This is a genomic window from Pseudomonas sp. RA_5y_Pfl1_P24, from assembly GCF_963970945.1.
Classification (GTDB): domain Bacteria; phylum Pseudomonadota; class Gammaproteobacteria; order Pseudomonadales; family Pseudomonadaceae; genus Aquipseudomonas; species Aquipseudomonas tritici.
The window spans coordinates 82339-107603 of sequence record NZ_CAXAOJ010000003.1; the positions used below are offsets into that span (position 1 = coordinate 82339).

22 protein-coding genes and 4 pseudogenes are annotated in these 25265 nt (G+C 57.4%); 10 read left to right on the plus strand and 16 right to left on the minus strand.

Features of this window, described 5'->3' with window-relative positions:
- Positions 1–7: 7 nt before the first annotated feature.
- From AACY30_RS05025 to AACY30_RS05035, 3 genes are read right to left on the minus strand one after another with little or no spacing between them, the layout of a single operon-like run.
- Positions 8–334: a DUF3325 domain-containing protein gene (locus tag AACY30_RS05025; RefSeq protein WP_339468610.1), complete on the minus strand. Its 327-nt coding sequence runs from the start codon at positions 332–334 to the stop codon at positions 8–10.
- The gene (locus AACY30_RS05030; protein WP_339468609.1) at positions 335–1909 is read right to left on the minus strand and encodes a PepSY-associated TM helix domain-containing protein; all 1575 of its coding nucleotides are present in this window, start codon (positions 1907–1909) and stop codon (positions 335–337) included.
- Complete coding sequence (locus AACY30_RS05035; RefSeq protein ID WP_339417725.1) at positions 1906–2208, minus strand: DUF3649 domain-containing protein; 303 nt, start codon at positions 2206–2208, stop codon at positions 1906–1908. Before AACY30_RS05035 ends, AACY30_RS05030 begins: the two co-directional genes overlap by 4 nt.
- A 170-nt stretch (positions 2209–2378) precedes the next feature.
- Between AACY30_RS05035 and AACY30_RS05040 the strand changes: the two genes are divergently transcribed.
- The 3 genes from AACY30_RS05040 to fecA all read left to right on the plus strand — a co-directional run bounded on the left by AACY30_RS05040 (position 2379) and on the right by fecA (position 6233).
- Positions 2379–2867, plus strand: a complete 489-nt coding sequence (locus AACY30_RS05040; protein WP_339417724.1) for a sigma-70 family RNA polymerase sigma factor — start codon at positions 2379–2381, stop codon at positions 2865–2867.
- On the plus strand, positions 2864–3805 hold the full coding sequence (locus AACY30_RS05045; protein ID WP_339539944.1) for a FecR domain-containing protein: 942 nt from the start codon (positions 2864–2866) through the stop codon (positions 3803–3805). Before AACY30_RS05040 ends, AACY30_RS05045 begins: the two co-directional genes overlap by 4 nt.
- A 91-nt stretch (positions 3806–3896) precedes the next feature.
- A complete protein-coding gene (gene fecA, locus AACY30_RS05050; RefSeq protein ID WP_339539945.1) occupies positions 3897–6233 on the plus strand; it encodes a TonB-dependent Fe(3+) dicitrate receptor FecA in 2337 nt (778 codons plus the stop codon).
- A gap of 61 nt (positions 6234–6294) precedes the next feature.
- Here the strand turns inward: fecA and AACY30_RS05055 are convergent, their stop codons facing one another.
- Both AACY30_RS05055 and AACY30_RS05060 read right to left on the minus strand, forming a co-directional pair.
- A complete protein-coding gene (locus AACY30_RS05055; protein WP_339468605.1) occupies positions 6295–6705 on the minus strand; it encodes an HPF/RaiA family ribosome-associated protein in 411 nt (136 codons plus the stop codon).
- A gap of 212 nt (positions 6706–6917) precedes the next feature.
- Positions 6918–7300, minus strand: a pseudogene (locus AACY30_RS05060) (LysR family transcriptional regulator).
- Between the two features lie 41 nt (positions 7301–7341).
- Between AACY30_RS05060 and AACY30_RS05065 the strand changes: the two are divergent.
- Positions 7342–7470, plus strand: a pseudogene (locus AACY30_RS05065) (L-serine ammonia-lyase, iron-sulfur-dependent, subunit alpha); the annotation flags it as partial.
- Between the two features lie 693 nt (positions 7471–8163).
- Positions 8164–8478 carry a DUF3509 domain-containing protein gene (locus AACY30_RS05075; RefSeq protein WP_339468604.1) on the plus strand — a complete coding sequence of 105 codons (315 nt, stop codon included), beginning with the start codon at positions 8164–8166 and terminating at the stop codon, positions 8476–8478.
- Here the strand turns inward: AACY30_RS05075 and AACY30_RS05080 are convergent.
- Positions 8475–8726: pseudogene (locus AACY30_RS05080) on the minus strand (phosphate-starvation-inducible PsiE family protein); the annotation flags it as partial. The gene AACY30_RS05075 and the pseudogene AACY30_RS05080 sit on opposite strands and share 4 nt — an antisense overlap.
- Positions 8727–8972: 246 nt before the next feature.
- Between AACY30_RS05080 and AACY30_RS05085 the strand changes: the two are divergent.
- Positions 8973–9827 carry a DUF3800 domain-containing protein gene (locus AACY30_RS05085; RefSeq protein WP_339539946.1) on the plus strand — a complete coding sequence of 285 codons (855 nt, stop codon included), beginning with the start codon at positions 8973–8975 and terminating at the stop codon, positions 9825–9827.
- Between the two features lie 43 nt (positions 9828–9870).
- Positions 9871–10815: a hypothetical protein gene (locus tag AACY30_RS05090; protein WP_339539947.1), complete on the plus strand. Its 945-nt coding sequence runs from the start codon at positions 9871–9873 to the stop codon at positions 10813–10815.
- Positions 10816–10971: 156 nt separating this feature from the next.
- On the opposite strand, the gene AACY30_RS05095 is transcribed toward AACY30_RS05090, so the two are convergent.
- From AACY30_RS05095 to AACY30_RS05105, 3 genes and pseudogenes are all read right to left on the minus strand, one after another.
- Positions 10972–12150, minus strand: a complete 1179-nt coding sequence (locus AACY30_RS05095; protein WP_339539948.1) for a DUF3800 domain-containing protein — start codon at positions 12148–12150, stop codon at positions 10972–10974.
- 36 nt (positions 12151–12186) lie between these two features.
- Positions 12187–12624 (minus strand): phosphate-starvation-inducible protein PsiE, encoded by a 438-nt coding sequence (locus AACY30_RS05100; RefSeq protein ID WP_339539949.1) that lies wholly within the window; start codon positions 12622–12624, stop codon positions 12187–12189.
- Between the two features lie 150 nt (positions 12625–12774).
- Positions 12775–13020 (minus strand): annotated as a pseudogene (locus AACY30_RS05105) (phosphate-starvation-inducible PsiE family protein); the annotation flags it as partial.
- A gap of 252 nt (positions 13021–13272) precedes the next feature.
- Here AACY30_RS05105 and AACY30_RS05110 point away from each other — a divergent pair.
- Positions 13273–13533 (plus strand): YebG family protein, encoded by a 261-nt coding sequence (locus AACY30_RS05110; protein ID WP_003171979.1) that lies wholly within the window; start codon positions 13273–13275, stop codon positions 13531–13533.
- Between the two features lie 54 nt (positions 13534–13587).
- Here the strand turns inward: AACY30_RS05110 and AACY30_RS05115 are convergent, their stop codons facing one another.
- Positions 13588–14607 carry a Glu/Leu/Phe/Val dehydrogenase family protein gene (locus AACY30_RS05115; RefSeq protein ID WP_339539950.1) on the minus strand — a complete coding sequence of 340 codons (1020 nt, stop codon included), beginning with the start codon at positions 14605–14607 and terminating at the stop codon, positions 13588–13590.
- A 187-nt stretch (positions 14608–14794) separates the two neighbouring features.
- Between AACY30_RS05115 and AACY30_RS05120 the strand changes: the two genes are divergently transcribed.
- Complete coding sequence (locus tag AACY30_RS05120; protein ID WP_339417717.1) at positions 14795–15598, plus strand: SirB1 family protein; 804 nt, start codon at positions 14795–14797, stop codon at positions 15596–15598.
- Here AACY30_RS05120 and AACY30_RS05125 read toward each other — a convergent pair.
- From AACY30_RS05125 to hmgA, 4 genes are read right to left on the minus strand one after another with little or no spacing between them, the layout of a single operon-like run.
- Complete coding sequence (locus tag AACY30_RS05125; protein ID WP_339539951.1) at positions 15595–16962, minus strand: MFS transporter; 1368 nt, start codon at positions 16960–16962, stop codon at positions 15595–15597. The genes AACY30_RS05120 and AACY30_RS05125 overlap by 4 nt on opposite strands.
- A gap of 55 nt (positions 16963–17017) precedes the next feature.
- Positions 17018–17659, minus strand: coding sequence for a maleylacetoacetate isomerase (gene maiA / locus AACY30_RS05130; protein WP_339539952.1), 642 nt, complete (start codon positions 17657–17659; stop codon positions 17018–17020).
- Between the two features lie 12 nt (positions 17660–17671).
- Positions 17672–18958 (minus strand): fumarylacetoacetase, encoded by a 1287-nt coding sequence (fahA, locus tag AACY30_RS05135; protein ID WP_339468598.1) that lies wholly within the window; start codon positions 18956–18958, stop codon positions 17672–17674.
- Between the two features lie 3 nt (positions 18959–18961).
- On the minus strand, positions 18962–20245 hold the full coding sequence (gene hmgA, locus AACY30_RS05140; protein WP_339468596.1) for a homogentisate 1,2-dioxygenase: 1284 nt from the start codon (positions 20243–20245) through the stop codon (positions 18962–18964).
- Between the two features lie 120 nt (positions 20246–20365).
- On the opposite strand from hmgA, the gene AACY30_RS05145 reads away from it, so the two are divergent.
- Positions 20366–21145 carry an IclR family transcriptional regulator gene (locus AACY30_RS05145; protein ID WP_339417709.1) on the plus strand — a complete coding sequence of 260 codons (780 nt, stop codon included), beginning with the start codon at positions 20366–20368 and terminating at the stop codon, positions 21143–21145.
- A gap of 1 nt (position 21146) precedes the next feature.
- Here AACY30_RS05145 and dacB read toward each other — a convergent pair whose 3' ends face one another.
- Positions 21147–22592, minus strand: a complete 1446-nt coding sequence (gene dacB, locus AACY30_RS05150; protein ID WP_339539953.1) for a D-alanyl-D-alanine carboxypeptidase/D-alanyl-D-alanine endopeptidase — start codon at positions 22590–22592, stop codon at positions 21147–21149.
- Between the two features lie 144 nt (positions 22593–22736).
- Positions 22737–25157: a TonB-dependent siderophore receptor gene (locus AACY30_RS05155; protein WP_339539954.1), complete on the minus strand. Its 2421-nt coding sequence runs from the start codon at positions 25155–25157 to the stop codon at positions 22737–22739.
- Between the last annotated feature and the right edge of the window lie 108 nt (positions 25158–25265).

Genomic DNA, 25265 nt, shown 5'->3' on the forward strand with positions numbered 1-25265 from the left:
GCTGAACTCAAAGAGTGGCAAAGGCCGCAACAGGGCTGGCGAGCAGGCCGACGCCCGCCAGGATCAAGGCCAGCCTTGGCCGATACGGCAACAACAGCACCAGCAACAGCGCACTGAGCATCAATACCGCGCACCATTCCACAAGGCCCTGGCCCCAACCCGCGATATTCACGGCGGGCCAGATCGACACCGTCAGCAGCACCCAACCGGCCACACGCAGAGCCAGCCGACGACGGGGCGATGGCTTGCTGTGCAGCAGTTCGCCGTGATGTCGGTCGGTAGACAAGCACAATGCGGTGAACCCCCCGTAGCACATCAGCAGTGCGAGCAGCATTCAGTTCGCCTCCTGCTTGAGCGTCAACCGGCGTGCGCGTTCAGGCTTGGAGGCAGGCACCATACGCTGCTGCATTTTCCAGGCGGCCCAGGCCAGGAACACGCCGCTGGCCAGGCAAGTCAAGTCGAAGCCGGCCATGGCCCAGTCGCCCGTTGCCAGGGAAACGCCCAGGTGATGGGAGGTCGTGAGCGCATTGAGCAGTGGAATGGCGATAAACAGCAGCGCGCCAGCGCTCAACTGTTCGATCCACCCCTGGCGACCGCGGCGCAGCATGGCGTGCACCAGGCTCAGGCCCCAGACGATAAAGAAGGTTTGCACTTCCCAGTCGGAACGCTCGGCGAAGCTCACCGGCAACAAACGGTTGGCCCAGAAAAACGCCGCGATGGCGATCATCAGTCCGGACATACTGGCGATGTTCAGCACTTCCACCAGGCGCAATTCAAACGGCATCACCGCGCTTTTAGCGTGCTTGAGCTGGCGCTTGCCAAGCCAGATCACCAGCCCGGTGCCAATCATCGCCGTGCCCGCCAGACCACAGATAAAGTACAGCCAGCGCAGTACCGGGCCGGCGAAATGGCCCATGTGCAGGCCATAAAAACTGCCGCCGATCACGGCCGGCAGTGACTGCTCACCACTGACCCGCAACAGCTCGCCCGTGTTGCCGTTAAAGGACACCGTGCTGCCGAAATCATGCACCACGCTGTCAGAGCCGGCGCGAAACACATTGACCGAAGCGTTCACATCACTGGGGTTATTCACCGCCACACGCCCGACATGTCCACCCGCCCACTGCTCACGCGCCTGTTCGTACATCGGCACCAGCGGCTTCAACTGCCCAGGTTGCCCGAGCGCCGGTGCATTGTTTGTCGCCGGGAACACCTCACTGAAGAAGGCGCGGGTGTCGTTGCCATACGAGGCCAGGATCGGTGCCGGCATCACCAGGCTCATGAAAATCACCAGGCTGCTGTAGGTGATCATCAGGTGAAATGGCAGCACTAACACACCCACCGCGTTGTGCCCGTCGAGCCAGGAACGCTGGCCTTTGCGGGGGCGGAAAGTGAAGAAGTCCTTGAAGATTTTCTTGTGGGTGATGATCCCGGTGATCAGTGCAACAAACATCACCATCGCGGCAATGGTCGACAGCCAGCGGCCCCAGGGATGCGGCATTTGCAGCTGGAAGTGAAAGCGATAGAAGAACTCGCCCCCCATGCTTTCACGGGCCTGCACTGCCTGGCCGGTTACGGGATCGAGGGTTTTCTGGATAAAGTTGCCACGCTTGCCGGGGTCGACTTTGTCTTGCCACATTACCGACAGGCTGGGGTCGCGGCTGTCCGGCAGGGTGATAAACCAGCGGGCAGCGGTCGGCGCGACGTGCTGCAGATAGGTTTGAGCGACGTTCAGGCTACGCGCATCGTCCAAGGGACGAGCCTGCACTTCGGGCTGCATCCAGTGGCTGATTTCGTCTTTGAAATACGCCAACGTGCCTGTCAGAAAAATCGCAAACAACAGCCAGCCGAAGATCAATCCAGCCCACGTGTGCAACCAGGCCATGGCCTGGCGAAAGCCCTCTTTCATGTGCGCGCCATCCAAAAGCCCACGCCCGCCAGCGTGGCAAATGCTGCGCTCGGCAGCATCACGCCGAACCAGGCGCGTATGGCGCTGCGGCAGGCGAAACACCAGAGCACGGCCAGCAGATAGAACACGAATGAACTCATCATCCCGGTGATCACAGCGTCGGCACGCGATGTGGGCATCCACAGCGCGAGGCAGATGCTGGCCAGTGAAGCCATCAGGTAACCGCCCACCACAGCAGCCAGTACGCGTGAGGTCACGGCGAGACGATAGGAGACAGGCAGCGAGGTTTTGCTTTTCATGCGAGAGGCGCCAGGTTCATCAGCACGCGATATTAATGATAAATATTCTCATAAGCAAAAGAGAACGGATAAATCACCTGTGCCGATGGATTGCCGAAGCCCGCCACGCACCCTACAATGAGAACAATTCTTGTTCTCTACAGCATACCGATGCTTGCGGAGCGTTCCCGTTGAGCCCGTCCACTACTGTCGAAGTTTTGTACAACGACCATCACCACTGGCTCACCGGCTGGTTGCGACGCAAACTCGGCTGCCCGGAAAGTGCCGCCGACCTGGCTCAGGACACGTTCATCCGCGTGCTCACCGCGCGGGAAACGCCAACGCTGATCGAACCCCGCGCGTTCCTCACCACTGTCGCTAAGCGCGTGCTGTTCAACTTCTACCGTCGCCAAGACCTGGAACGCGCCTATCTCGATGCCTTGGCGCAAATGCCCGAACACGTGGCACCGTCGGAAGAAGAACGCGCGATCATTCTGCAAACCCTGGTTGAGCTGGACCAACTGCTCGACGGCCTGCCCACGCAGGTCAAGCGTGCCTTCCTGCTGGCCCAACTGGATGGCCTGACCTACGCGCAAATCGGCGCTGAGTTGGGCATTTCCATCGCCACTGTTAAACGCCACTTGAGCAAAGCGGCGATGCGCTGCTACTTCGCCCTATGAATTTTTCCACGCACGTCGCCGAACAAGCCGTGCATTGGCTGATGGAAATGCAGCAAGGCGCCCTCAATCCACGCCAGCAAGCCGCCTGGCAGCAATGGTTGAAAGCCCACAGCGAACACCAGCGCGCGTGGGACCACATGCAGCGTGTCAATCAGCGCCTGCGCGGCATGCCGCTGCCCCTGGCCCACGCGGCACTGAACGCCCCCACCTCCGCCAGCCGACGCCAGGCCCTGAAGCTGCTGCTGATACTCGGCGCAGGCTCGGCCGCCGCCTGGGGCCTGCGCCAGCAACCTATATTGCCGCCGCTGAGCGCCGACTACCGCAGCCCCGTCGGCCAGCGCCGTAAGGTACAACTGGCGGATGGCAGCCAATTGCAGCTCAATACCGCCAGTGCGGTGGATGTGCATTTCGACGGCCAGCAACGCCTGATCCGCTTGCTCGAAGGCGAGATCCTGCTGACCGGCGCCGCAGGCAATACGCCGCTGCAGGTGCTGACCGGCCAGGGCCTGCTCACCAGCCAGGCGGCGCGTTTGAACGTGCGTCAGTTCAGCGATCACACTCAACTGTCGGTGTTTGAGGGGCGCGTCGACGTCATGCCCAATACCTATAGCGGCCTGCCGCTGACAGTCCAGGCTTCGCATCAGGTCAATTTCACGCGCAAAGGCTGGGACACCCCGCGCCCTACCGACGCCAACAGCGGCGCCTGGGCCGACGGCATGCTAGTCGCGGCTCACATGCGCCTGGAAGATTTCCTCGCCGAACTCGGCCGTTACCGCCGTGGCCAGGTTAATTGCGACCCACAGGTGGCCAATCTGCTGATCTCCGGCAGCTATCCACTGGACAACAGCGAACGCATTCTCGACCTGCTGGAAGTGAGCCTGCCGGTCAACGTTCGGCGGTTTACCCGCTACTGGGTGACCGTCCAGGCCCGCGCCTGAACTTTTTCTTAAAAACGATGAGCCGTTTTCCACACCTCGCGTGACAGAGAAGGAAAGCCACCTAGATCCTTCCTTCTCAGGACCGCCCGTCATGCCCCAGCAACCGACGCTTCTCGCCCGCTCACTGCGCCAACTCCTACTCGGCGCCAGCCTGAGTCTTACCGTACTGCCTCAGGTAATGGCCGCCGACGCCAAGCCTTTTCACATCGCGCCGACTTCGTTGGAAGCCGCACTGAATCAATTTGGCCGCGAAGCCGGCGTGTTGATCTCCTTTGGTTCCGAAGTGACGGCGGGCATGCAGAGCCGTGGCTTGACGGGCAACTACAGCGCGGCTGAAGGCCTGCAAAAACTGCTGGAAGGCACCGGCCTGCAAGCCCGCGCCGAAGGCGACAATGCCTACAGCCTGCAACCGGCCACTGCCCCAGCCAGCATTGAGCTGGGCACCTCCAGCGTGGTCGGCGACTGGCTCGGCGACGCCGCGCAAACCAATGTCTTCGAACACCCCGGCGCCCGTGATGTGATCCGCCGTGAAGAATTCGAACGCCAGGGCGCGACCCAGGCCAAAGACGTGCTCAACCGCATTCCCGGCGTCAACGCCCCGGACAATAACGGCACCGGCAGCCATGACATGGCGCTGAACTTCGGTATTCGCGGCCTCAACCCGCGCCTGGCATCACGCTCCACAGTGCTGATGGACGGCATCCCGGTGCCTTTCGCGCCTTACGGCCAGCCGCAGCTTTCGTTTGCACCGATCAGCATGGGCAATATGGATGCAGTAGACGTGGTGCGCGGCGGCGGCGCTGTGCGCTACGGCCCGCAAAACGTCGGCGGTGTGGTCAACTTCGTGACCCGCGCAATTCCGGATGCGCCCACCGTCAAAGGCGGTTTGCAGACCGAAACCAGCCCCTCTTCCAGCCACGACGGCTTCAAGACCACCGGCAACCTGCTCGCGGGCGGCACTGCCGACAACGGCCTGGGCGGGGCGATTTTGTACTCCGGTACCCGTGGCGGCGACTGGCGCGAACACAGCGACACGCAAATCGACGACCTGATCCTCAAGGGTAAATACCAACTCGACGACGCCAACAGCTTCAACGCCATGGCGCAGTACTACGAAGGCCAGGCCGATATGCCTGGAGGCCTGAACGTCGCGAACTACAAGGCCGACCCGTACCAGTCCACACGCCCCTACGACAAATTCTGGGGCCGCCGTACGATGTTCAACATCGGCTATCGCTATGAGCAGGACCGTCGCGAATTCACCGTAAACAGTTTCTTCACCAAGACCCTGCGCAGCGGCTACCTGGACCAGGGCACGTTCCTTTCGCTGTCCCCGCGTGAATATTGGGTACGTGGCATCGAGACCCGCTTCGCCCAAGGCTTCGACCTGGGCCCGACCAGCCATGAAGTCGGCGTCGGTTACCGCTACATCAACGAGGCTGGCCACGAACTGCGTTACCGCACGCCGATCGCCGCCAACCAGCAAATCCCCAGCACCGACAGCCGCAACGACCGCGACACCCGCGGCGGCACCGAAGCCAACGCCTTCTTCGTCGATGACCGGATTGATATCGGCAAGTGGACCCTCACCCCGGGCATTCGCTACGAGATGATCGAGTCCCAGCAGACCAACAACCTCACCAACGTCAAATACAAGGGCGACTACAACACCGCGCTGCCAGCGCTGAACGTGCTCTACCACCTCACTGACAGCTGGAACCTCTACGCCAACACCGAAGGCTCGTTCGGCAGCGTGCAGTACAGCCAGATGCCCAACCGCGTCACCAGCGACGAAGTGAAACCGGAAAAAGCCCGCACCTGGGAACTGGGCACCCGCTACGACGACGGCACGTTGCGTGCAGAAATCGGTGCGTTCCTGATCAACTTCGACAACCAGTACGAAAGCAACCAGACCAACGACTCGGTGATTGCCCGTGGCGAAACGCGCCATCAAGGCATCGAGACCAGCGTCAACTATGCGCTCGACGGTTTGAGCCCGGCGCTGGCAGGCTTTGATGTGTATGCCACCTACGCCTACGTCGACGCCACCATCCGCGAAGACGGCCCGAACAAAGGCAACCGCGTGCCGTTCTCGTCCAAGCATAAGGGCACCCTGGGCGTGGGTTACACCGAAGGCCGCTGGAAGCTCAACCTGGACAGCAGCTACCAGAGCAGCCAGTTCGCCGACAACGCCAATACCCAAAAGGAAAGTGCTGACGGCGCAAACGGACGCATCCCGGGCTACCTGTTATTCAGCAGCCGCGCGGCATATGACTTCGGCCCGCAGTTGTCGGACTTGAACGTGGCAGTCGGCGTGAAAAACATCTTCAACACGCAGTACTTCACCCGCTCGTTCGACGATAACAACAAGGGCAAATACGTGGGCGAGCCGCGCACGGTCTACGTGCAAACCTCCATCGCGTTTTAAGACTGAAACGAAAACGGGCCTGCAAATGCAGGCCCGTTTTTAGTGGGGTGTGAAAAAACTGTCAGCCGTTAAGTGCAGCATTTTCGTTTTCCAGGAATTCCTCTTCAAGCGCGTCATCGTTCACTTTATTGACCGACAGGTTTTTACCGGCAGCGCGCGGCTTGCCTTGCAGTTTGCCAAACAAATGTTCCAACGCATGGTCCAGCTTGGTGGCTGCACCGTCGATCGCCTGTTCCAGGGTATCGGCCTTGTGCAGTACCGAAACCGGCTGGTGGCCTTTTGGCCGTGCTTCCAGGCGGCAACTTAAATCGTGGGGACCGGGCTTATCCCCGTTCTCATCTTTAAGGTAGACCTCAACGCGGGTCAGGTCTTCTTCATAACGTTCGAGCGTGCTTTCAATGGTAGTACGTACCCACTCCTCCAGTCGGATGCTGCTTTCAATATGGTTATCGCTATTGACTTGGATTTGCATAGTTTTTCCCTTATTTCAGCTAGCTCGCGAGAGGTCACGACTGCTTTACCCGGCAGGTAAAACCATGACCTCTTGATTACACAATTGGGCAGACCGCGAAACAATTCAAGCCCTTTGCAAAGATAAATCACACATTACAAATTAAGTCTGACAAGGATCAAACACGCTGTTATCTTCGGGAGTTGGGTACATCTTCCTACGCTCCCAATTCCCTACAATTGCCCTTCTCCCAAGGGGTGCAATCCGCGAAAAATCATCGCTTCTTCCACCAGCCAATCATGGACTGCCCGCACGCCCGGATGGTTCAGCGCACCTGGCGCATACAACAGCACGTAGCGTTTATGGTTAGGCACGGCCAGGCCAAACGGCACGATCAAAGTACCGCGCTCCAGCTCATCGTTAAGCAAGGTACGCCACACGCGCGTCGATGAAACAAGCGGAAACCTAATCGCTCCTCCAACTGACGGATTTGCTGGCTCACCGCCCCCGGCGTGATGTGCAGTTCTTCAGCGCAGCGGGTGAACGACAAATGCCGCGCCGCACTGGAAAAAACGTGCAGCCAGACGTAAGTCTGACCATGGAGGGATCGGGTCATAGCGTTTAGTCCTGCTAAAGGCTGTCTTAGGATAATTCGTGCAAATGGCCCTGCGCGGTGACGGCAAACACTTTATCTCCCTCGACCGGGTGATCCGCACCCTGCGCGATACCGGCGCCGATATGCATGACAAATACAAGGAAACTTCACGGGGTGGCCTGGCGGTCAGCTGGATGCTGGGCCTCTACGGCACCGCCATCGGTGCGGGTACCTTGTTCCTGCCGATCAATGCTGGCGTCGGCGCGGGCAAGCTGATCACCCTGCTCTATTTCTTTGCGGTCTTCTCGATCCTGCTGGTGTACAGCGTGGCGCTGACCAACACCCTGGGCAGTTTCATGGAGCACCAACTGCACATGACCCCGCTGCCGCGGGCGATCCTGTCGCTGGTACTGATCCTGGGCCTCATGGCCATCGTGCTGACCTGCTGGGCCGTTGCCACTTTCAACCCGAGCATTCTGGGCATGATCGAGACCAAGGGCGGGCCGATCATCGCGTGCCTGCTGTTCCTGATGCCGATGTACGCAATCCGCCGCGTGCCTTCCCTGCGCCAGTATTCGGGCCAAGTCTCGAATGTATTTGTGGGGGGGATCGGGCTGATTGCGCTGTCTGCGATCGTTTTTGCAGTACTGCCCTGAAATAGCCCACAACGCCCATTCAATATGGGCGCGGGCGAGCAAGCCCGCGCCCATATTGACACCTCACTGGCTGATAGATCGCTACACGGCACGCCCCTTGCTGTACAGCTTACGAAGCAAACGGATCTTGTGACGCTTCAGCGACGAAGTGGCCGGTGGTCAGGAGACACGAACTAATCCCAACACCGGTCGTCAATGACTGCATGTTCTTATCAGGCGGTACGCACCATGGACAATCCTTTTCAGATCATCACCGACACCTTCACGCCGGACTATCGGGTCAACCTGAGCATCCAACGGTTGGACGGCAGCATTATGCTCACCCTCTCCAATGAGGACGGGGTGGTGGCCAAACGCATGATCAGCGCCGAACAGCGCAACGATCCAAAGCGGCTGAAGCGTCTAGTGCAGAGCATCCAATTCGGTATTGCCATCGAACAAGGCCACAGCGCCATGGAAATCCTCGCGGCCATGACCGATGGCGATCACACAGTGCTACAGCGACCGCCTGCCCGTCCCCTGCCCTTCAGCGCCGGACTTTAAAGCTCGCCCTTCTCGGTTTCCAGGCTCGCACTACCCTTGCGACGCGGGCCTTCGACCTTCACCGACGGGAACGCCGACGACGCGTAGCGCACTACCAGGATGGCGAACGCCAACAGCAGAATCCCGCCGCACAGGTAGATGATTCCTACGTCTGGTGGGTTGTGGTGCGACACGTTGGAAATCAGCAGCCGCGTCAGGGCGGTGATCGCCACGTAGATCAGGAAGCGCACCGGCATGTGGTTGGTCTTGACGGCGGGGTTTCCCTGATTTTCTTTAAAGATGATTTTGATTTTTGGTGCGGTTTAACTTTCATAAGTGATGCCCAAGCTCAAACTATACATCCGGCATCCACTCCCTGATTTATCGCGTCTCGAAATCGCTAGCGTAGACAGCCTCCCCGAAGTAGCATCTGGCCACCACAATAGACGAATGCAGGTAATTCCGAATTCTCATGTGCGGCGTATAGCTAACATTAATAGCAAGGAGCTTATGTTATGCATTTTTTCTATCTCGATGAAAGTGGCGACACTGGTGCAAATTTACATGACGCCCAACAACCAATATTTGTATTGGCTGGCATGAGCGTGGCGGATAAGAAATGGAACAATACAAAGGAACGTTTGGACGCAGTAATTGCTGATTATTTTAAAGGCAATATTCCTGAAAACTTTGAGGTCCACTCTCATCAGCTACTATCGCCAAACGGAGAAGGCTTTTTTGCAGACCACCCGATAGAAGATAGACTTAAGCTAGTCAAAGACCTGCTCAACTTGATCGTAGAGCTAAGACACTACGTGCATTATTATGCGATAGAAAAATCAAGTTTACAAAATGCAAATTGCCAATACCAAACAGTCTATGATACCTGTCATCCTTACTTACTATCTTTTGATTACCTCATAACCTACATGAACTGGCATGTCAAAGAAAACCTTGGCCAATCCGCGCGAGGAATGATAGTCATGGATGAAAAAGAGGAACACCATAACAGTGTTGAAAAGATAATTCAGAACCGTCGCTTTGAAGTTCCTGCAAACCAAAAGGTTAAATGGATAGTAGAATTTAGCTACCCTATCGATTCGCGAAAAAATCCAATGATACAGTTATCAGACCTCATAGCACTGTGCATTCGTAGATTTATGGAAATTGAAAAAGGATACAAGCCTAGAGTCCATCAGAATGTCAAAAGATTCTATGCTGAGTGCTTTGACATTATAGATTCCAGAGTAAAGGGGCGCAACGTAATCGAGAGAAACGGAAGAAATACAAACTATATGAACGAGCACATTATAAATATGCAATGCAAAGCGCGAGTACAATGGCGCAGAGCGTATGGAATAAGGCGCTGACAAACACCCAATAAAAATATATAAACAACTATGTGGGCCACGCATGAGTACTCTCGACAAGTTTGAATTGCACTACTACCTAGCTAACAACTCTCACCAAATCGACGCACTACTGAGAAACAAATGCGAGACTGAAATTCTCGCGATAATACTAGAAATATCTAACGCCCTAGGTCTCAATGTAAAAATTGTTGCTGAAGCCGTTGAGGCAGGAGGCTTTCGTGAATTCTGGAAGCTCATTCAAGACAATGCTATTTCAATAACTTTAATACTAACTCTAGCTCAAGCTTTAATTTCCGCAGCTCCATTATTTTTAAAGTCTGAAAAAGAAGAGCTGGAAAAGCAGCTAATTCGTCTCCAAATTGAGGAAAGTCAGCACAGGCTTGAAACCTTAAAACTTGAAGCCAAAGTAAACAGCCGTTCGCAAAAAACCATAAAAAAAACAATAAATCAACTTTCAAAAAACCTAAAAATAATAAAAAGAAAATCGAATTTCTACGAACTCTTAACGCACAACCATGAAGTTAAAAAAGTAGGCTTTAGCCTATCCAATAGCAAGACAAATTTTAATCACGAGGAGAAGGTAGTACTACGTGAAGATTTCAAAAATTTCATTCTAAGCAGCAACAAACTGAAATCCGAAGAAACAGAAACGACTATAGAGATAGTATCCCCCGTACTTAAAGAGGGAAAATACAAATGGAAAGGAATATATAACAAACAAGCCATAAGCTTCCAGATGCTTGATGCAAAATTTAAAGATGCAGTAATTTTAGAAAATATAGCATTTCAGCACGGAACTTTCATAACATGTATTCTCAGGATTAGCCGAGAACTCGATGAGGTGGGTGAGATAAAAATAACAGGATATGCAGTTACAACAGTCATCGAAAAGATAGACGCATCCTCCGTCAATGAAACCTCACAGGGAAGAGAGTATCGACAAGCTAAAAAATACATTGCTGGGCAGGGAAACTTATTTACTTAAAGCCTTACACACCACCCAACATAAAATTACAAAGCATCAAAATATCACAAGACCAGAAATATTACTTAACCACGCACATAAACACCTACAATGCGGGAGAACAAAAGAAAAAAGGCAACCAACGATCGCCCTTCTTCTTTTAACCGTATATATCGATTAATGCCCTACTACAACACCGAAATCTTTCGCGACGTAGTAAAGCAAATCGGTAGGTGAAGGTGTCTTTCTTGTTCCAAGCTGCTGGAAGTGCTCAAGTTCGTATAGCCTCGAGGGAGGCACAACCCAGTTAACTCCAATACTTTTTTCTTGATCGGCCCCATCAAGAATTTTATTATAAATCTCATGATAGATGCTATCGAGTTCTGTTCCTTCGTTAAAGAAGCTCTCATAATAACGGCTAAAAAATCCGGCAAGCAAATCAGCTACCTGCACCCCCAACGACTTTTTCGAGTCCGAGAATTGCAAATCCGCACTTGTTTTAATTTGAAAATTAGAATTTGGAGTAGGAGGGGAAAAACCATGCGGATTGTTCGAAACCATCAACTCTTTAATGGCGACCAAAACCTCATCAAAATGATCTTGCTTATCATGATAGAAGGCGACTCCCTCAACACTACCTTTGTTCGCCAAATTCACACGTGCAATGATATTCGTCAAAGAAGACACATGCGGCAATAGAAGAATCTTGTTTCCTCTTTTTCCGTCATCTGGAATTGGGATGAATTTAAATACTGCTTCATCGCCAATTTCTTTCTTCATGTCATGATAATCTTCAATAGACATATCCAAGTCCTGGACGTGCCCACTATATTCAGGGTGGCTATTAAAGAACTCTTTAATACCCTCCATAGATCTCAGAAGATTTTCTTCGTTCGGCTCATGGCATGAATCAAAAAACCTCTCAAAGTACTCATCAGGCATTTCAAGAGCCATCACTCCTGCGGTAATGTTTCTTGAAACTTGAAAACGCCCATGCGACTCATCGCCTGTAAAATATGGAGGTAATAATTGATGATTTGAAATCGAGGTACAAATATAGTACTTCTTATCAACAACCTCAACAAAGAACGGGGATTTAGACTCAATCAAAATCGAAAAAACCTCAAGCATAAACTGAGGTTTTTTCTTGTAAAGATCTGATGATTTCAACTCGGCAGCTTGAACTCCAAATTTCTTTTTCAGACCATTGATCTTGTCTTCAAAATTTTCAATCTGCGAAATATCAACCGCTGCCAACGAAAATACTGGCTGTCCGGCAAAGCCAAGACCATTTTTGCGGCTAATCAAATCACCACTATTACCGCTTTCATCGAGATATAGATCTTTTACTACCATATCAAAACCCTCATCTTCCTTGTTAACGAGCTTAATTCAGTCTGCCTTTTCTTTTACAGAAGGGAATCGCGCAGACGCATACCGAACGACGAGAATAGATAGAGATAAAAGCACCACTCCACCCGTCAAATACAAAATCCCTTCATCTGGTGATTTGTGATGCGACACATCGCTAATCAGCAGTCGAATCAAAGCCGTGACACCGATATATAAAAGAAAGCGCAACGGCATATGATTTGTGCGGAAGTAAATCCCACTCATCGCCAGCAATTCTAAGTAGATAAACAGCAGCAAAATGTCATCAACGCTGATTTTATCTTGATGAAGCATTTCGATGAATGTCGTAATGCCAGCATACACCGTGATTGCGCCAATTCCAAACAGAGCAAGGTAGTGGAATAGCTCGACCCCAAGGTTGCCAAGACTGTTTGCCGCTGCGTGCACTCTGACACGCATTCGATCTGCCCATTTCATACCCTTCCCTCCACCTAACAATCCAAACCGGTAAAAAAATCTTACACGCGACACATGAGCTTCATCCGAGAAGGACTAAGCCATAACCCACTGATTTTTATTAATTTTATTAAAAACTCGTGAGTAGCGAAAAATGTTAAATACAGGAGGGTTGGTCTTGAAATAAATCCCGACCATGGCGCCCAATTCCAAGTAAATGAACAGCAGCAAGATGTCATCAATCTTGATGTGCCCGTTCTCCAGCATCCCCAGAAATTCCATCACCGCTGCCCAAGCGGTCACCGCACCAATGGCGAACAACGCCAGGAAGTGGAACGACTCGACAAACAGATTGCCCAGGGACTCGGCCAGACCATGTACTTGCTGGCGTAGCCTTTCGGCCCAGTTGATTTTCACGATGATGCTTCCTTAGGTCGACTCGACCGGATAATGCGGGTTAGACGTGACGGTTGTTATGCTTTTGCATGCAGAAAAAAGGCCAGGGCAGGCATGAGATGATGGCCGGGTGACATGAGACACGCTTAACCTGTATTTACCGGCTACATTAAAAACTGCTATCCAAACCCCACGGTTTGGCTTACTCTTTTTGCTGTATATAAATACAGTAGTCGCAAAAGACAACTATCGTGAAGGCATGTGAGGTGGTGAATGGCCGTCGAAGTGGTATACCGCAGCAGCCGAGATCTGGAGCGTTTGTTCATGGATAAAGCCGAAGCTGACCGTCATGACAAGATGCTTGAACTCGCTGAGTTGCTGGCAGAAGTGTTGCAAAAAGCAGTGCCGTCCCTGAGTGAGCAGCAGGTGGAAGAAGCCGGGATCTACATGGCGAAGAACCGCGATGTATTTGCCAAGGCGTTCAAGAGCCAACCGGACGCATTGTCCGAGTTGCTCAACGCTGCAGCGGAGTAAAGCCAGAATTGAACAGGCCCTGAATCATGGATTCAGGGCCTTTTTAATAGCTGGCTATTGGTACAGCAACCGTTCGGCCAGCTCATCCGCCACCCGTGCGGGGGAGCGCTTTTCGGCCTGGGCGTGGGCGAAGATTTCGGTAAGGCGCGTGCCGATGTTGGACAGGTGCGCGGTAATGATCGGCAACTCTGCGCCGCGGTGCCTAAGAGCCACGTAGATCAGGCCACCGGAGTTGATCACGTAGTCGGGGGCGTAGAGGATGCCGCGCCCTTCCAGTTGGTCGGCCACTTGCAGGTTGGTCAGTTGCGCACTCGCGGAACCGGCCACGGCGGCGCAGCGCAGCTGGCCGACGCTCTGGCGGTTGAGCACGGCGCCGAGGCCGCAGGGCGCGAGGATGTCGCACGGCGTGCTTAACAACGCCTCGTTGGCGATTGGGTGCGCGCCCAGTTGCTCCATGGCCAGTTGCACCTTGCCATGGTCAATGTCGCTGACCAGCAACTCGGCACCGGCGGCGTGCAGCTGTTCGGCCAAGGCGTAGCCAACATTGCCCAGGCCCTGGATGGCCACGCGCAACCCTTCGAGGTTGTCGCTGCCCAGGCGGGCCATGGCGGTGGTGCGGATGCCGGCAAACACGCCCATGGCGGCATGGGGTGAAGGGTCGCCCGCGGCGGTGGTGCTGGTGACGTAACGGGTGTACTGGGCGATGCAATCCATGTCCGCCACCGAGGTGCCGCTGTCGGTGGCGGTGATGTAGCGGCCGTCGAGTTGTTCGATACAACGGCCAAACGCTTCAAACAGTGCCGCGCGGTTTTCCACGTGGCCTGGGCGCAGTATCACTGCGGTGCCGCCGCCCACCGGCAACCCCGCCAGTACGGCCTTGTAGCTCATGCCCTGGGCCAGGCGCGCGGCATCGGCCACGGCACTTTCGTCGTCGGGGTAGGAGAGGTAACGGCAACCACCGAGGGCGGGCCCAAGGCGACTGTTATGGATGGCGATGACCGCCTTCAGCCCGGTGACCGGGTCGACGCTCAAGTGCAGCGATTCAAGGCGGGTGCTATGCATGAGAGCAAACATCGTCAAGCTCCCGAATCACTTTTGGTAGTGGGCCAAGTATAGGCTTGCGGCAGAAAAATGCCGGACCACGCTGGAATAAAACGCCCGTTTTTGCAGGATTTGAGACATAAGCGCGCTGGATATTTGCTAAGCCACTGGACGAAAAACCCCAGCAAGGCTAAAACGGGGGCCTATGTCGGAGAATGCAATGAATCCCCGCAAAGCCTTTTTCGCCTGCCTGGAACGCTCACCACCTGCGCTGTTTGAAGCGGCGCTGTGGATTGCCGCCGAGCACGACCCGGCGGTGCAGCCTTTGCTGATCCTGCAGGAATTGACCCTGTTGCAACAGCAGGTGAGCCTGGGCATGCCCATGCTGCCAGCGGATGAGCAGGCTCAGCCGCTGCTGCGGCGCATGAATGACCTGGGGTTTGCCCAGGATGAATTCACCCCCTTGCGCCCCGCCGCTGCCCTGCTGGACAAGGTCTTGCGACGCAAACGTGGACAACCCTTGGCCATGGGGCTGATCGCTATGGAACTGGCGCGCCGCCTGGACATCCCCATGGTCGGCGTGAATTTCCCCGGCCACTTCCTGCTGCGGGTACCCGGTGCCGATCACCTGCTGGACCCCTGCGGCGGGCGGCGTTTGTACCCCAATGATTGTCGCGACCTACTGCAACGCCAGTACGGCCCCAACCTCAAGTTGCAGGCCGACCACCTGTACACCGCCGATCCGCGTTCGATCCTGCAACGGCTGTCGCGCAACTTGCGGCAACTGCACCTTTCCAATGACGCCCCGCTTGAAGCGCTGGTCGATGCCGAACGCGTGCTGGAGCTGGGCAACGCCAGCGCCGCCGATTACCTGGCGAGGGCCAGCCTGTATCAGCGCCTGGATTGCCCTAACGCCGAACGCTTCGACCTGGAGCACGCACTGATGCTCAGCGAAGATCCCATCCAACGCCTGCGCCTGACCGAGCGGCTGGGGCACCTGCCACCCAATTCAGTGGTGCACTAAGCCTGTGGCGTCTTGAGAATATTTCCTGTCATCCGGCTCTTCGGCACATCAACCCCGGGCGAACGCACCTGAATAATCAACAACGCCGCAATCACCGCCGGTATCGCGCAGAAGAAGAAAATCTGCTCCACCGGGATATGCATCGCGAGCAGCATGCTGCCAAAGAGCGGCCCCAGGATTGAGCCAAATCGCCCTACCCCCAACGCCCAGCCCGTACCGGTAGCGCGCACATGCGCCGGGTAGAAGTTGCTGGCAAAGGCATTGAGGGTCAACTGGCCACCGATGATGCAAAACCCGGCCGCAAATACGCAGGCCACCAAGTAGCGAGGGTTGTCATGGTTCAGGCCGAGTAAAACGGTGCACACAGCAGCCGCCGCCAGCACGCCTGACAGTAGTCGTACTTTGCTTTTCAAGCGGTCGGCGAACCAAGCCATGCCGATGGCGCCCAAGGTGCCGGCGAACAGGAACATCGACGTCACCAGATTGGCGTCTTTCAGCGTCAAACCACTTTCCAGAAGCAGCGACGGCAACCAGCTGATCATGAAATACAGCAGGATCAGGCTGACAAAAAAGGTCGCCCAGATCAGCACGGTCGGGCGCGCGTAGCCGTTACGGAACAACTCCACGACCGTCAGTTTACTGCTTTGCGCCGGTTGGTTTTCAGCCTCGGTCGCTAACGGCGGTTGCCAGTCGGGAAGCATACGCACCGTCACCTTCCGCAACCTTGCATAGGACGGGGCATCACGCAGCAAACGCGGCAGAGATTCCGGCAGCAGCCACACCAGAAACGGGAACAGCAACAACGGTGTCACGCCTCCTGCAAGAAACACAGCCTGCCACCCGAAGCCTTCAATAAACCCCGCCGCCACAAAACCACCCGCGGCCCCGCCAAACGAGAAGCCACAGGCTGCCAAGGTCACCATCAACGTGCGCAAGCGCGGTGGGGAGTAGTCCGACATCAACGCCATCGCGCTCGGCATCGCGCCCCCCATGCCGATACCGCAGATAAACCGCGCGGCCATCAGCGTGTTCAGCGAGTTGGCAAACACCATCAGCACGGTGAGGCTGGCGTAGATCAGCACACAGCCGAGCAGGATGCGGCGCACGCCAAAGCGATCGGCCAAGGGTGTGACCAGCAATGACCCGAGCGTCAGCCCCAGCAGGTTGGCGCTGAACACCGGACCAAATGCGGCTTTCTCCAGCCCCCAATCCTTGGCCAGCGCCGGCACGACATAACCCAGCACTTGGGCGTCGTAGCCATCGGTGACCAGCAGCAGCGCGAGCAACAGGAGAATCAACCACTGATAGCGCGACACCGGACGGGCGTCGAGTGCCGCGCGAAAGCTGGCAATTTGGTTGTGCATCGCAAGGTACCTATTATTTTTATAGAGATGACGCCGAACAAGCCCGCTCCCACATTCAGGGTTGGGGTGTGTCAGGTTGATTGGCAGGGTGAGCCTGTATAAATGCCGGATGCTGCGCCGCCAGCCCCGCCACACGGCCAATGCGCGGGTACGCCGCCAATGGCACTTTGAAGCGTTCTGCCGCATACAGCTGAGGGATCAGAAACGCATCCGCCAACCCCGGCTGCTCGCCAAAGCAATAACCTTGATCACCAATCAATTGCTCCACCGCGCCCAGCCCCTGGCTGATCCAATGACCGATCCACGCCAACACCTTCGCCTCGTCATGCCCCCACTGCCGCAGCAGGTTCTGGGTGCTCGAATTGTGCAGCGGGTGGATATCACAGCCGATAATCGACGCCACCGCACGCTCATGCGCGCGGGTCGCCAAATCTTTGCAGAGCAACGGCGCCTGTGGATAACGTTCCTCAAGGTATTCGATGATCGCCGGTGACTGAATCAGCAACTCGCCCTCATCAGTACGCAACGCCGGCACGCGACCTTGTGGGTTGATCGCCAGGTACTCCGGCTGGCGATTGGCACCACCCGCCGGCACCAGCAGGTTGACCGGCACGGCGCTGAAATCCAGGCCCTTGAGCGCCAGGGCAATACGCACCCGGTACGACGCGGTCGAACGGTAGTACGTGTAGAGTTCCATCACCCTGCCCTCCTAGCGCGCCGCGATCACAGTGCCGCGGCATTCGCCGAAGCCGATCGAAGCAAACCCTTCGCGGCTGCAACGGGCGCGCAGGATGATTTCGTCGCCGTCTTCAAGGAACTTGCGCACTTCGCCGGATGGCAACTCGATGGCCTTTTTGCCGCCTTCGGTCATTTCCAACAGGCTGCCAAACTGGCCTTCTTGCGGCCCCGACAAGGTGCCCGACCCAAACAGATCACCCGCTTGCAACTGGCAGCCGTTGACGCTGTGGTGCGCAACCAGCTGCGCGACGGTCCAGTACATGTGCAGGCTGTTGCTCAGAGCCAGGCGATGAGCCGGCAGGTTCTGCTCGCGCATGGCGGCGGTGGTGAGCAGTACTTCCAATTCGATATCCAGCGCACCCGCAGCCTGGTCACGCTTATCCAGCAAGTACGGCAGCGGTTGCGGGTCGCCTTCAGGCCGCGCCGGTTGTGCCTTGCGGAACGGCTCCAAGGCCTCGGCGGTCACCACCCACGGTGAGAGGCTGGTGATGAAGCTTTTCGACAGGAACGGCCCCAGCGGCTGGTATTCCCAGGCCTGGATATCCCGCGCCGACCAATCATTGAGCAGGCAGAAACCGGCAATGTGCTCGGCCGCGTCACCAATGGCGATCGAATCGCCCATCGCATTGCCCTGGCCGATCCAGATGCCCAGCTCCAGTTCGTAGTCCAGGCGCGCGCACGGGCCGAAGGTCGGCTCGGTCTGGCCGGCTGGCAAGGTTTGGCCTTTGGGACGACGCACCTCGGTGCCCGAGGCGCGGATGGTCGATGCGCGGCCGTGGTAACCAATCGGCACGTACTTGTAGTTGGGCAGCAGCGGGTTGTCGGGGCGGAACAGTTTGCCGACGTTTTGCGCGTGTTCGATACCGACGTAGAAGTCGGTGTAGTCATTGATTTTCGCCGGCAGGTGCATCTGGCAATCAGCGGCGCGGTGCAGCACCTGTGCCTCGCGGGTTTGCAGTGTGCTGCCTTCAGCCAGCAGTTCCAGCAGACGCTCGCGCAAGGCCACGCGCGGGCCACGGCCGAGTTCAAAAAACGCGTTCAGTTGGCCGCCGGCGGTCGCTTCAACGGCGCGACGCGCTTCACCCTCGAACTCATCCAAGGCTGCGTGCAGATCAAGGATGGAATCACCAATCGCCACGCCACTGCGCGGCGCCGAACCGTTGAGGCTGAACACCCCCAGCGGCAGGTTTTGCAGGGGGAAATCCGCGTGACCATTGGCCGAGGCCACCCAGCTGCGCGTTAGTGTTGGCTGAGTCATGGGTTATCTCCGATTCGGGTTGAAGGTGGCGGGCAGCGAGGCCCAGCACGCGTCGTAAGTGTTTTGCAGTTGCGGGCATTCCAGGGCGAACTGCGTGGGACGCAGCACTTGGCTGGTCTCGAACATGAAAGCCATGGTGTTATCGATCTTGTGCGGCGCCAGATCGACGTTGATCGCCTTGGTGCAGGTCTCGCCGTCAGGGCCGTGGGCGCTCATGCAACTGTGCAGCGACGCGCCGCCGGGCAGGAAGCCTTCGGCCTTGGCATCGTAGGCGCCCTGGATCAGGCCCATGTATTCGTTCATCAGGTTGCGGTGGAACCACGGCGGGCGGAAGGTGTTTTCGGCCACCATCCAGCGCGGCGGGAAAATCACGAAGTCGAGGTTAGCCAAGCCATGGGTGCTCGTCGGCGAGGTCAAGACAGTAAAAATCGACGGGTCCGGGTGATCGAAACTCACGGTGCCGAGGGTGTTGAAACGGCGCAGGTCGTATTTGTACGGCACGTTATTGCCGTGCCAGGCGACGACGTTGAGCGGGGAATGGTCCAGTTCACAGGCCCAGCGTTCACCGAGGAATTTTTGTACCAACGTCGTAGGCTTTTTCAGGTCTTCGTAGTGAGCAACCGGCGTGAGGAAATCGCGCGGATTGGCCAGGCCATTGCTGCCGATGGGGCCCAGGTCCGGCAGGCGTAACGGCGCGCCGTGGTTCTCGGCGACGTAGCCACGCGCCTGGGCATCCAGCAGTTCGACGCGGAACTTGAGGCCTCGCGGCAGCACGACGATCTCCAGCGGTTCCACCTCCAGCACGCCCAATTCCGTGGCGATACGCAGCCGACCTTGCTCGGGGACGATCAACAATTCGCCATCGGCGTTAAAGAACACGCGCTCCATGGAACGGTTGGCACAGTAGTGATAGATGCTGATGCCAGCGGGTTTTTCCAGCGCCGAATTGGCGACCATTCCTACAAGCCCATCAACGAAGTCCGTCGGTTCACTTGGAACATCCAACGGGTTCCAACGCAAGCGATTGGGCGTCACCGCGCCCAACGGCCCACCGGCCAATTGCCGCTCAAGCTTGACGAACGCAGGGTGATTAGCCGACGGCTGAATGCGGTAAAGCCAGGTACGCCGGGCTTCGCTGCGCACCATGGTGAACGCTGTGCCGGAGAACAATTCGGTGTACAGCCCATAAGGCGCTTTTTGCGGGGAGTTCTGGCCGACCGGCAATGCGCCAGGCAGGGCTTCGCTGGCGAATTCATTGCCGAAGCCCGACAGGTATTCGAGGTTCATGGATCGTCCTCTACACGGAAGTTGTTTTTATCGTAATCCAGTTACGCATAACGTAATTTGATCACTGTCGACCGTCAAGCTATAAAGACGCCCATTCATCTCTCGGATTCTCGCCCTTCCATGGAAAAGCCCCGCGACACCGGTAAACAGAAAGTCCGCTCGGCCGAAGTGGGCACCGACATCCTCAAGGCCCTGGCCGAACTGTCGCCGGCCACCTCGCTGTCGCGCCTGGCCGAGCACGTGCAGATGCCGGCGAGCAAGGTGCATCGTTATTTGCAGGCGTTGATCGCCTCGGGATTTGCCGAACAAAACACCGCCACCAACCACTATGGGCTGGGCCGCGAAGCCTTGCGCGTGGGCCTGGCGGCGCTGGGCAGCATGGATGTGCTGAAAGTCGGCGCAATGCCGCTGGCGGAGTTGCGCGACGCGTTGAATGAGACCTGCTTTCTGGCGGTGTGGGGCAACCAGGGGGCGACCGTGGTGCAGATCGAACCCGCCGTGCGCGCCGTCACCGTGGTGACGCAATTGGGTTCCGTGCTGCCGCTGCTCAGCTCGTCCACCGGGCTGGTGTTCAGCGCCTTTCTGCCGTCGCGGGAAACCGTGGAATTGCGTGAGCGCGAGATCCAGGCTGGCATCGCCCATGCCCTGGCCGATGACCAGGCTTACGCCACCGTCTGCCAGCAGATCCGCAGCCGTGGCCTGCATTTTGTGCATGGTCTGCTGATGCCGGGGGTGGATGCCTTGTCGGCGCCTGTGTTCAACGCCATCGGCCAAGTGGCGGCGGTGATGACCGTGGTCGGTCCCACCTCATTGTTCCACGCCGATGAAGATGGCCCGGCGGCGCAGCGCTTGCTGGCGGCGACCCGGGCCGTGAGTTGGCGTATGGGCTATCAGCCGTGAGCTAGTCGTGCCATTGGGTCAGTGCAAGTGCCACGCGATTCTCCAGCGCACGGATAGGCGCGGCATTGCTCAGGTAGTTATTGCTGATTATTGAAAACGCCAGGCGTCGGCCCTCGGCGTCGGTGATGTAGCCGCTCAACGAGGAAACCCCGGCCATGGAACCGGTCTTGGCGTGCAGATTGTTTTCTGCAGCCGTCCCACGCAAGCGGTAGCGCAAGCTGCCGCCGGTCATGCGGTCCGGGTTGCCGGCGATCGGCAAGGCGTTGTACCAAGCCTCGAACCAGGGCTGTTTGGCCGTGGCCAGTAACAGGTCGGTGAGGTTCTGCGACGACACCAGATTGCGCCGCGACAAGCCCGAACCATCGACCTGGCTCAGCGTCATCGGGTCCAAACCCTGGCGGCGCATGAAGTCCGCCACTGCCGCGACACCGGCCTGCGCCGTGCCTGCATTGGATGCTTTGCGCCCCATGGCCTTGAGCAAGGCTTCGGACATGTTGTTGTTCGACAGCTTGAGCAGCGGCGTGATCAATTCCCGCAAAGGCGCCGATTGATGCTCCACCAGGACCCTGGCCGTCACAGGGCTTGCACCGCCGATCACACGCCGTCCCATCACCTGAATGCCCTGCTGCGCCAATGCCTGTTCAAACAGATTGGCCACCAGTTGTGTCGGCTCCCACACGCTCACCCACTGCCGGCTTTGCTTGCCCGGTGCCAAAGCGCCCGTGAGTTGCAACAGGTTAGTGCCGTGCTGGCGCGTGATGCCGTAGCTGTTGCCAGGGCCGCTGACGGCTCGGTTGCTCAGTTGCACATAGTCAGTGGCTGGGCTTATCACCACGCTTACCGGCTGGCCGACCGCGACCGGCGCCTTCGCCGTGACGAGCAAGGTGCCCGCACCGAAGTCCGTATTGGGCGATACGGTCAGCGCCGAAATCTGCGCACCGTAGTAAGTGCTTTCGTCGTCCTGGGCCCAATCAACACCCAGGCGCTCAGCGTCGAACCAGGTGTCGTCGAACACCAGGTCGCCCTGGATCTGGCGTACGCCTTTCGCCGCCAGTTGCGCGGCCAGCGCTTGGTAGTCGGCGAATTGCGTGGTCGGGTCTCCCAGGCCTTTGAGGTACAGGTTGCCGCTGAGGCGCTCACCTTGCTGCGCGCCATTACTGAGCAGTTGAGTGGAGAACCGGTACTGCGGCCCCAGCACGTCCATCGCCGCAGCAGTGGTGAACAACTTGAGATTGGAAGCCGGCACCAATCGCGTACGTGGGTTGTAATGGTAGAGGGTGCTGCCGCTGCGGGCGTCGCGCACCATCAGGGAGACGGTGGCACCATGCAGCGCTGGATCAGCCAGGAGATGGTCCAGGGAGGCCTGGGTGGAGGTTGGCGAAACACTCGCGCAACCACCCAGCAGAAACAGTATGACGCTGGCGTATATCCATTTTCCAAAAAACATCGGTGCTTTATTTCCGCAAAAAACTGTGCGGCCACGCTACCAGCTCGCTCCCTGCGTGGCGAGCGCGCTGGTGCAGTCAGCGGGCTCGTCCCGCGCTGGGGGACGGTGCGACGATTCGACAAGCCCGTTCACTACAAGCCCACATTAGAACTCCAGGGTGCTGGAGACCGACACTTGTCGCGCATCGCCCATGGACACGAACAACCGGCTCGCGGCCGAGGTGTAGTAGACGCGGTCGAACATGTTCTTCACGTTGAGCTGGAACTTGACCTTTTGCCCATCGATTTTGGTGTCGTAGATGGCAAATGCATCCGCCACGGTGTAACCCGGCAGGGTGAAATCGTTGGCCGCATCACCTGCGCGTTCACCGACATAGCGCGCACCGGTGCCCACACGCAGCTGATCACCGCCAAAAATGTTGCCAAAGTCATAGGCCACCGACAGCGAGCCAGTGTGTTTGGCCACATTTTGCAGGCGGTTGCCTTCCAGCGTCGGGTCGTTGTCCTTGATGTCTTCGGCGTCGGTGTAGGCGTAGCTGCCGATCAGGCTCCAGCGGTCGGTCAACTGGCCGGTGGCGTCCAGTTCCAGGCCACGGGAGCGGACTTGGCCGGCCAGACTGTAGATGGTGCTTCCAGCCACTTCGGACGACACCAGGACATTGCGCTTGTCGATATTGAACAACGCCGCGCTGGCGGTGATACGCCCCGGAATGTCGAGTTTGGCCCCCAGTTCCCAGGACTTGGATTCTTCGGGCGTGAGGTCGCCGGTCAAGGTGCTGCCATCCGCCAAGGCAGCAATGGTGGAGTTGGGTTTGAACGATTCGGTGTAGCTGCCATAGAACGACAGCTCATCGGTGTAGCGATACACCAGGCCGGCACGCGGCACCCAGGCCTGGCCATTGCCGTTGGTGTTGGCCTTGAACGGCACGCCTTTGCCGGCGTATTGGTCGTACATCTGGTAGCGCGCGCCGGCGACGAAAATCCACTGATCGGTCAGGTGGATCGCGTCCTGGAAGAACAGCGAGTCGCTGCGCAGCAGGTCGGTCTGGGCGCTGTCGGCGGCGCTGACGGTGGTGCCCGCCACTTCGTTGCCGTACACCGGGTTGTTGTAATTGAACGGGCTGCGTGAATTCTGGCGGATCAGGTCGGCGCGGTAGATCTTGCGGTACTCATCATCCATGCCAAACACAAGATCGTTCTGCAGACCGAACACATTGACCTTGCCTTCAAGGCTCGCGGTGGTGAAGCGGTCAGTGGTGATCGCACCTTGGGTGCCGTCCATCCTGCGAGTCAGGTTGCCGTTGGTGGCCACGGCGCTGACACGGACCTGGCTCGCGTCGTAGGTTTCACGGTTCCAGCTGTAGCCGAAATGGGCTTTCCAGTCGTCGTTCAAATCATGGTCGGCTTCGAAGCGGTACAGGTCGGAGCGGCCTTCCATGTTGTTGAACGGCTCGTCCAGACGCCGGGTAGACGGGATATCCAGCGGGTGGTTGGACTTGTCGATGGCGGTGCCACGGTCGAACGGCGAGAGAAACTCGCGATGTTCGTAGGCCAACAGCAACTTGGTGGTGTCGCCATACCAGGCCAGCGACGGCGCGATCAGACTCTCACGGTGAGTACCGAAGTTACGCCAGTAATCCTCGTCTTCATGGTCAACGATCAACCGATACGCCAGGCCGCTGTCGCCAATCGGGCCGGTAGTGTCGAGGCTGCCGCCGCTGCCGTTCTTGCCGTCACCGAAGGTTGAACCGCGCACGGTCAGAGCCGTGGACTGCACCCGCTCAGGCTTTTTGCTGACGATGTTCACCACGCCGCCCGGGTCCTGGATGCCGTACAGCAGCGAGGATGGGCCCTTGAGCACTTCGACGCGCTCCGCCGTGGCATTCAGCGCACGCCCCTGCACGATAGGCATGCCGTCGCGCATGATCGAGCCGTTACGGTTGTCGCCAAAGCCGCGCAGCATCACCGCGTCCTGGGTGCTGGCCAAGGTGTTGGCCTGGGTGATGCCGCTGATGTTGGCGAGGGCGTCATCCAGGTTGCGCGGGGTCTGGTCACGCAGTACCTGGGCGGGGACGACGTTGACGGTTTGCGGGGTTTCGAGCAGCAGGCCGTGGGAGCGCATCACCGAACTGGTAGGCGGTGGCTGGTAGCTGGTGCTGTCCTGGGTCTGCTGGCCGACGCCACTGATGGTGGTGGCACCGAGGTTGACCGCCCCCTCGGTGGGCACCGGTTCCAGGGCCAGGGTGCGGGCGTCGATCTGACGGAAGGTAAAGCCGCTGTTACCGAGCAGGCGTTGCAGGGCCTGGGTCGCGCTCATCTGCCCGCTGACCGCCGGGGCCTTGAGGCCGTAGGGCGCTTCATCGGTGTAGATCACGCTGATCCCGGTGACCCGGCTGAAATCGCTCAGGGCCTGGGGCAGCGGTTTGGCCGCCAGGGCAAAGTTGAACTGCACACTTTGCTGCTCCTGCGCCTGCGCCACGCAGAGGGGTAGCAACGCCAACCCCGACGCTGCCAATACCGAGGCGCCCAACCACTGTTTAACCAAACCGCCCGCCGTCGACTTCATGCTGTGAGAACCCGTGTAGAAAACGCTGTTAATGCGAATAGATCGCAGTTTCATGCACTACACGGATGGGACGGCAATTTACCTCACTCTTATTTGCAAATATTTTTA

What these genes read in the sequence shown, in the direction of transcription:
- AACY30_RS05025 (WP_339468610.1), bottom strand. Translation starts at nt 334, where the DNA reads ATGCTGCTCGCACTGCTGATGTGCTACGGGGGGTTCACCGCATTGTGC.
- AACY30_RS05030 (WP_339468609.1), bottom strand. Translation starts at nt 1,909, where the DNA reads ATGAAAGAGGGCTTTCGCCAGGCCATGGCCTGGTTGCACACGTGGGCT.
- AACY30_RS05035 (WP_339417725.1), bottom strand. Translation starts at nt 2,208, where the DNA reads ATGAAAAGCAAAACCTCGCTGCCTGTCTCCTATCGTCTCGCCGTGACC.
- AACY30_RS05045 (WP_339539944.1), top strand. Translation starts at nt 2,864, where the DNA reads ATGAATTTTTCCACGCACGTCGCCGAACAAGCCGTGCATTGGCTGATG.
- fecA (WP_339539945.1), top strand. Translation starts at nt 3,897, where the DNA reads ATGCCCCAGCAACCGACGCTTCTCGCCCGCTCACTGCGCCAACTCCTA.
- AACY30_RS05055 (WP_339468605.1), bottom strand. Translation starts at nt 6,705, where the DNA reads ATGCAAATCCAAGTCAATAGCGATAACCATATTGAAAGCAGCATCCGA.
- AACY30_RS05075 (WP_339468604.1), top strand. Translation starts at nt 8,164, where the DNA reads ATGGACAATCCTTTTCAGATCATCACCGACACCTTCACGCCGGACTAT.
- AACY30_RS05085 (WP_339539946.1), top strand. Translation starts at nt 8,973, where the DNA reads ATGCATTTTTTCTATCTCGATGAAAGTGGCGACACTGGTGCAAATTTA.
- AACY30_RS05090 (WP_339539947.1), top strand. Translation starts at nt 9,871, where the DNA reads ATGAGTACTCTCGACAAGTTTGAATTGCACTACTACCTAGCTAACAAC.
- AACY30_RS05095 (WP_339539948.1), bottom strand. Translation starts at nt 12,150, where the DNA reads ATGGTAGTAAAAGATCTATATCTCGATGAAAGCGGTAATAGTGGTGAT.
- AACY30_RS05100 (WP_339539949.1), bottom strand. Translation starts at nt 12,624, where the DNA reads ATGAAATGGGCAGATCGAATGCGTGTCAGAGTGCACGCAGCGGCAAAC.
- AACY30_RS05110 (WP_003171979.1), top strand. Translation starts at nt 13,273, where the DNA reads ATGGCCGTCGAAGTGGTATACCGCAGCAGCCGAGATCTGGAGCGTTTG.
- AACY30_RS05115 (WP_339539950.1), bottom strand. Translation starts at nt 14,607, where the DNA reads ATGTTTGCTCTCATGCATAGCACCCGCCTTGAATCGCTGCACTTGAGC.
- AACY30_RS05120 (WP_339417717.1), top strand. Translation starts at nt 14,795, where the DNA reads ATGAATCCCCGCAAAGCCTTTTTCGCCTGCCTGGAACGCTCACCACCT.
- AACY30_RS05125 (WP_339539951.1), bottom strand. Translation starts at nt 16,962, where the DNA reads ATGCACAACCAAATTGCCAGCTTTCGCGCGGCACTCGACGCCCGTCCG.
- maiA (WP_339539952.1), bottom strand. Translation starts at nt 17,659, where the DNA reads ATGGAACTCTACACGTACTACCGTTCGACCGCGTCGTACCGGGTGCGT.
- fahA (WP_339468598.1), bottom strand. Translation starts at nt 18,958, where the DNA reads ATGACTCAGCCAACACTAACGCGCAGCTGGGTGGCCTCGGCCAATGGT.
- hmgA (WP_339468596.1), bottom strand. Translation starts at nt 20,245, where the DNA reads ATGAACCTCGAATACCTGTCGGGCTTCGGCAATGAATTCGCCAGCGAA.
- AACY30_RS05145 (WP_339417709.1), top strand. Translation starts at nt 20,366, where the DNA reads ATGGAAAAGCCCCGCGACACCGGTAAACAGAAAGTCCGCTCGGCCGAA.
- dacB (WP_339539953.1), bottom strand. Translation starts at nt 22,592, where the DNA reads ATGTTTTTTGGAAAATGGATATACGCCAGCGTCATACTGTTTCTGCTG.
- AACY30_RS05155 (WP_339539954.1), bottom strand. Translation starts at nt 25,157, where the DNA reads ATGAAGTCGACGGCGGGCGGTTTGGTTAAACAGTGGTTGGGCGCCTCG.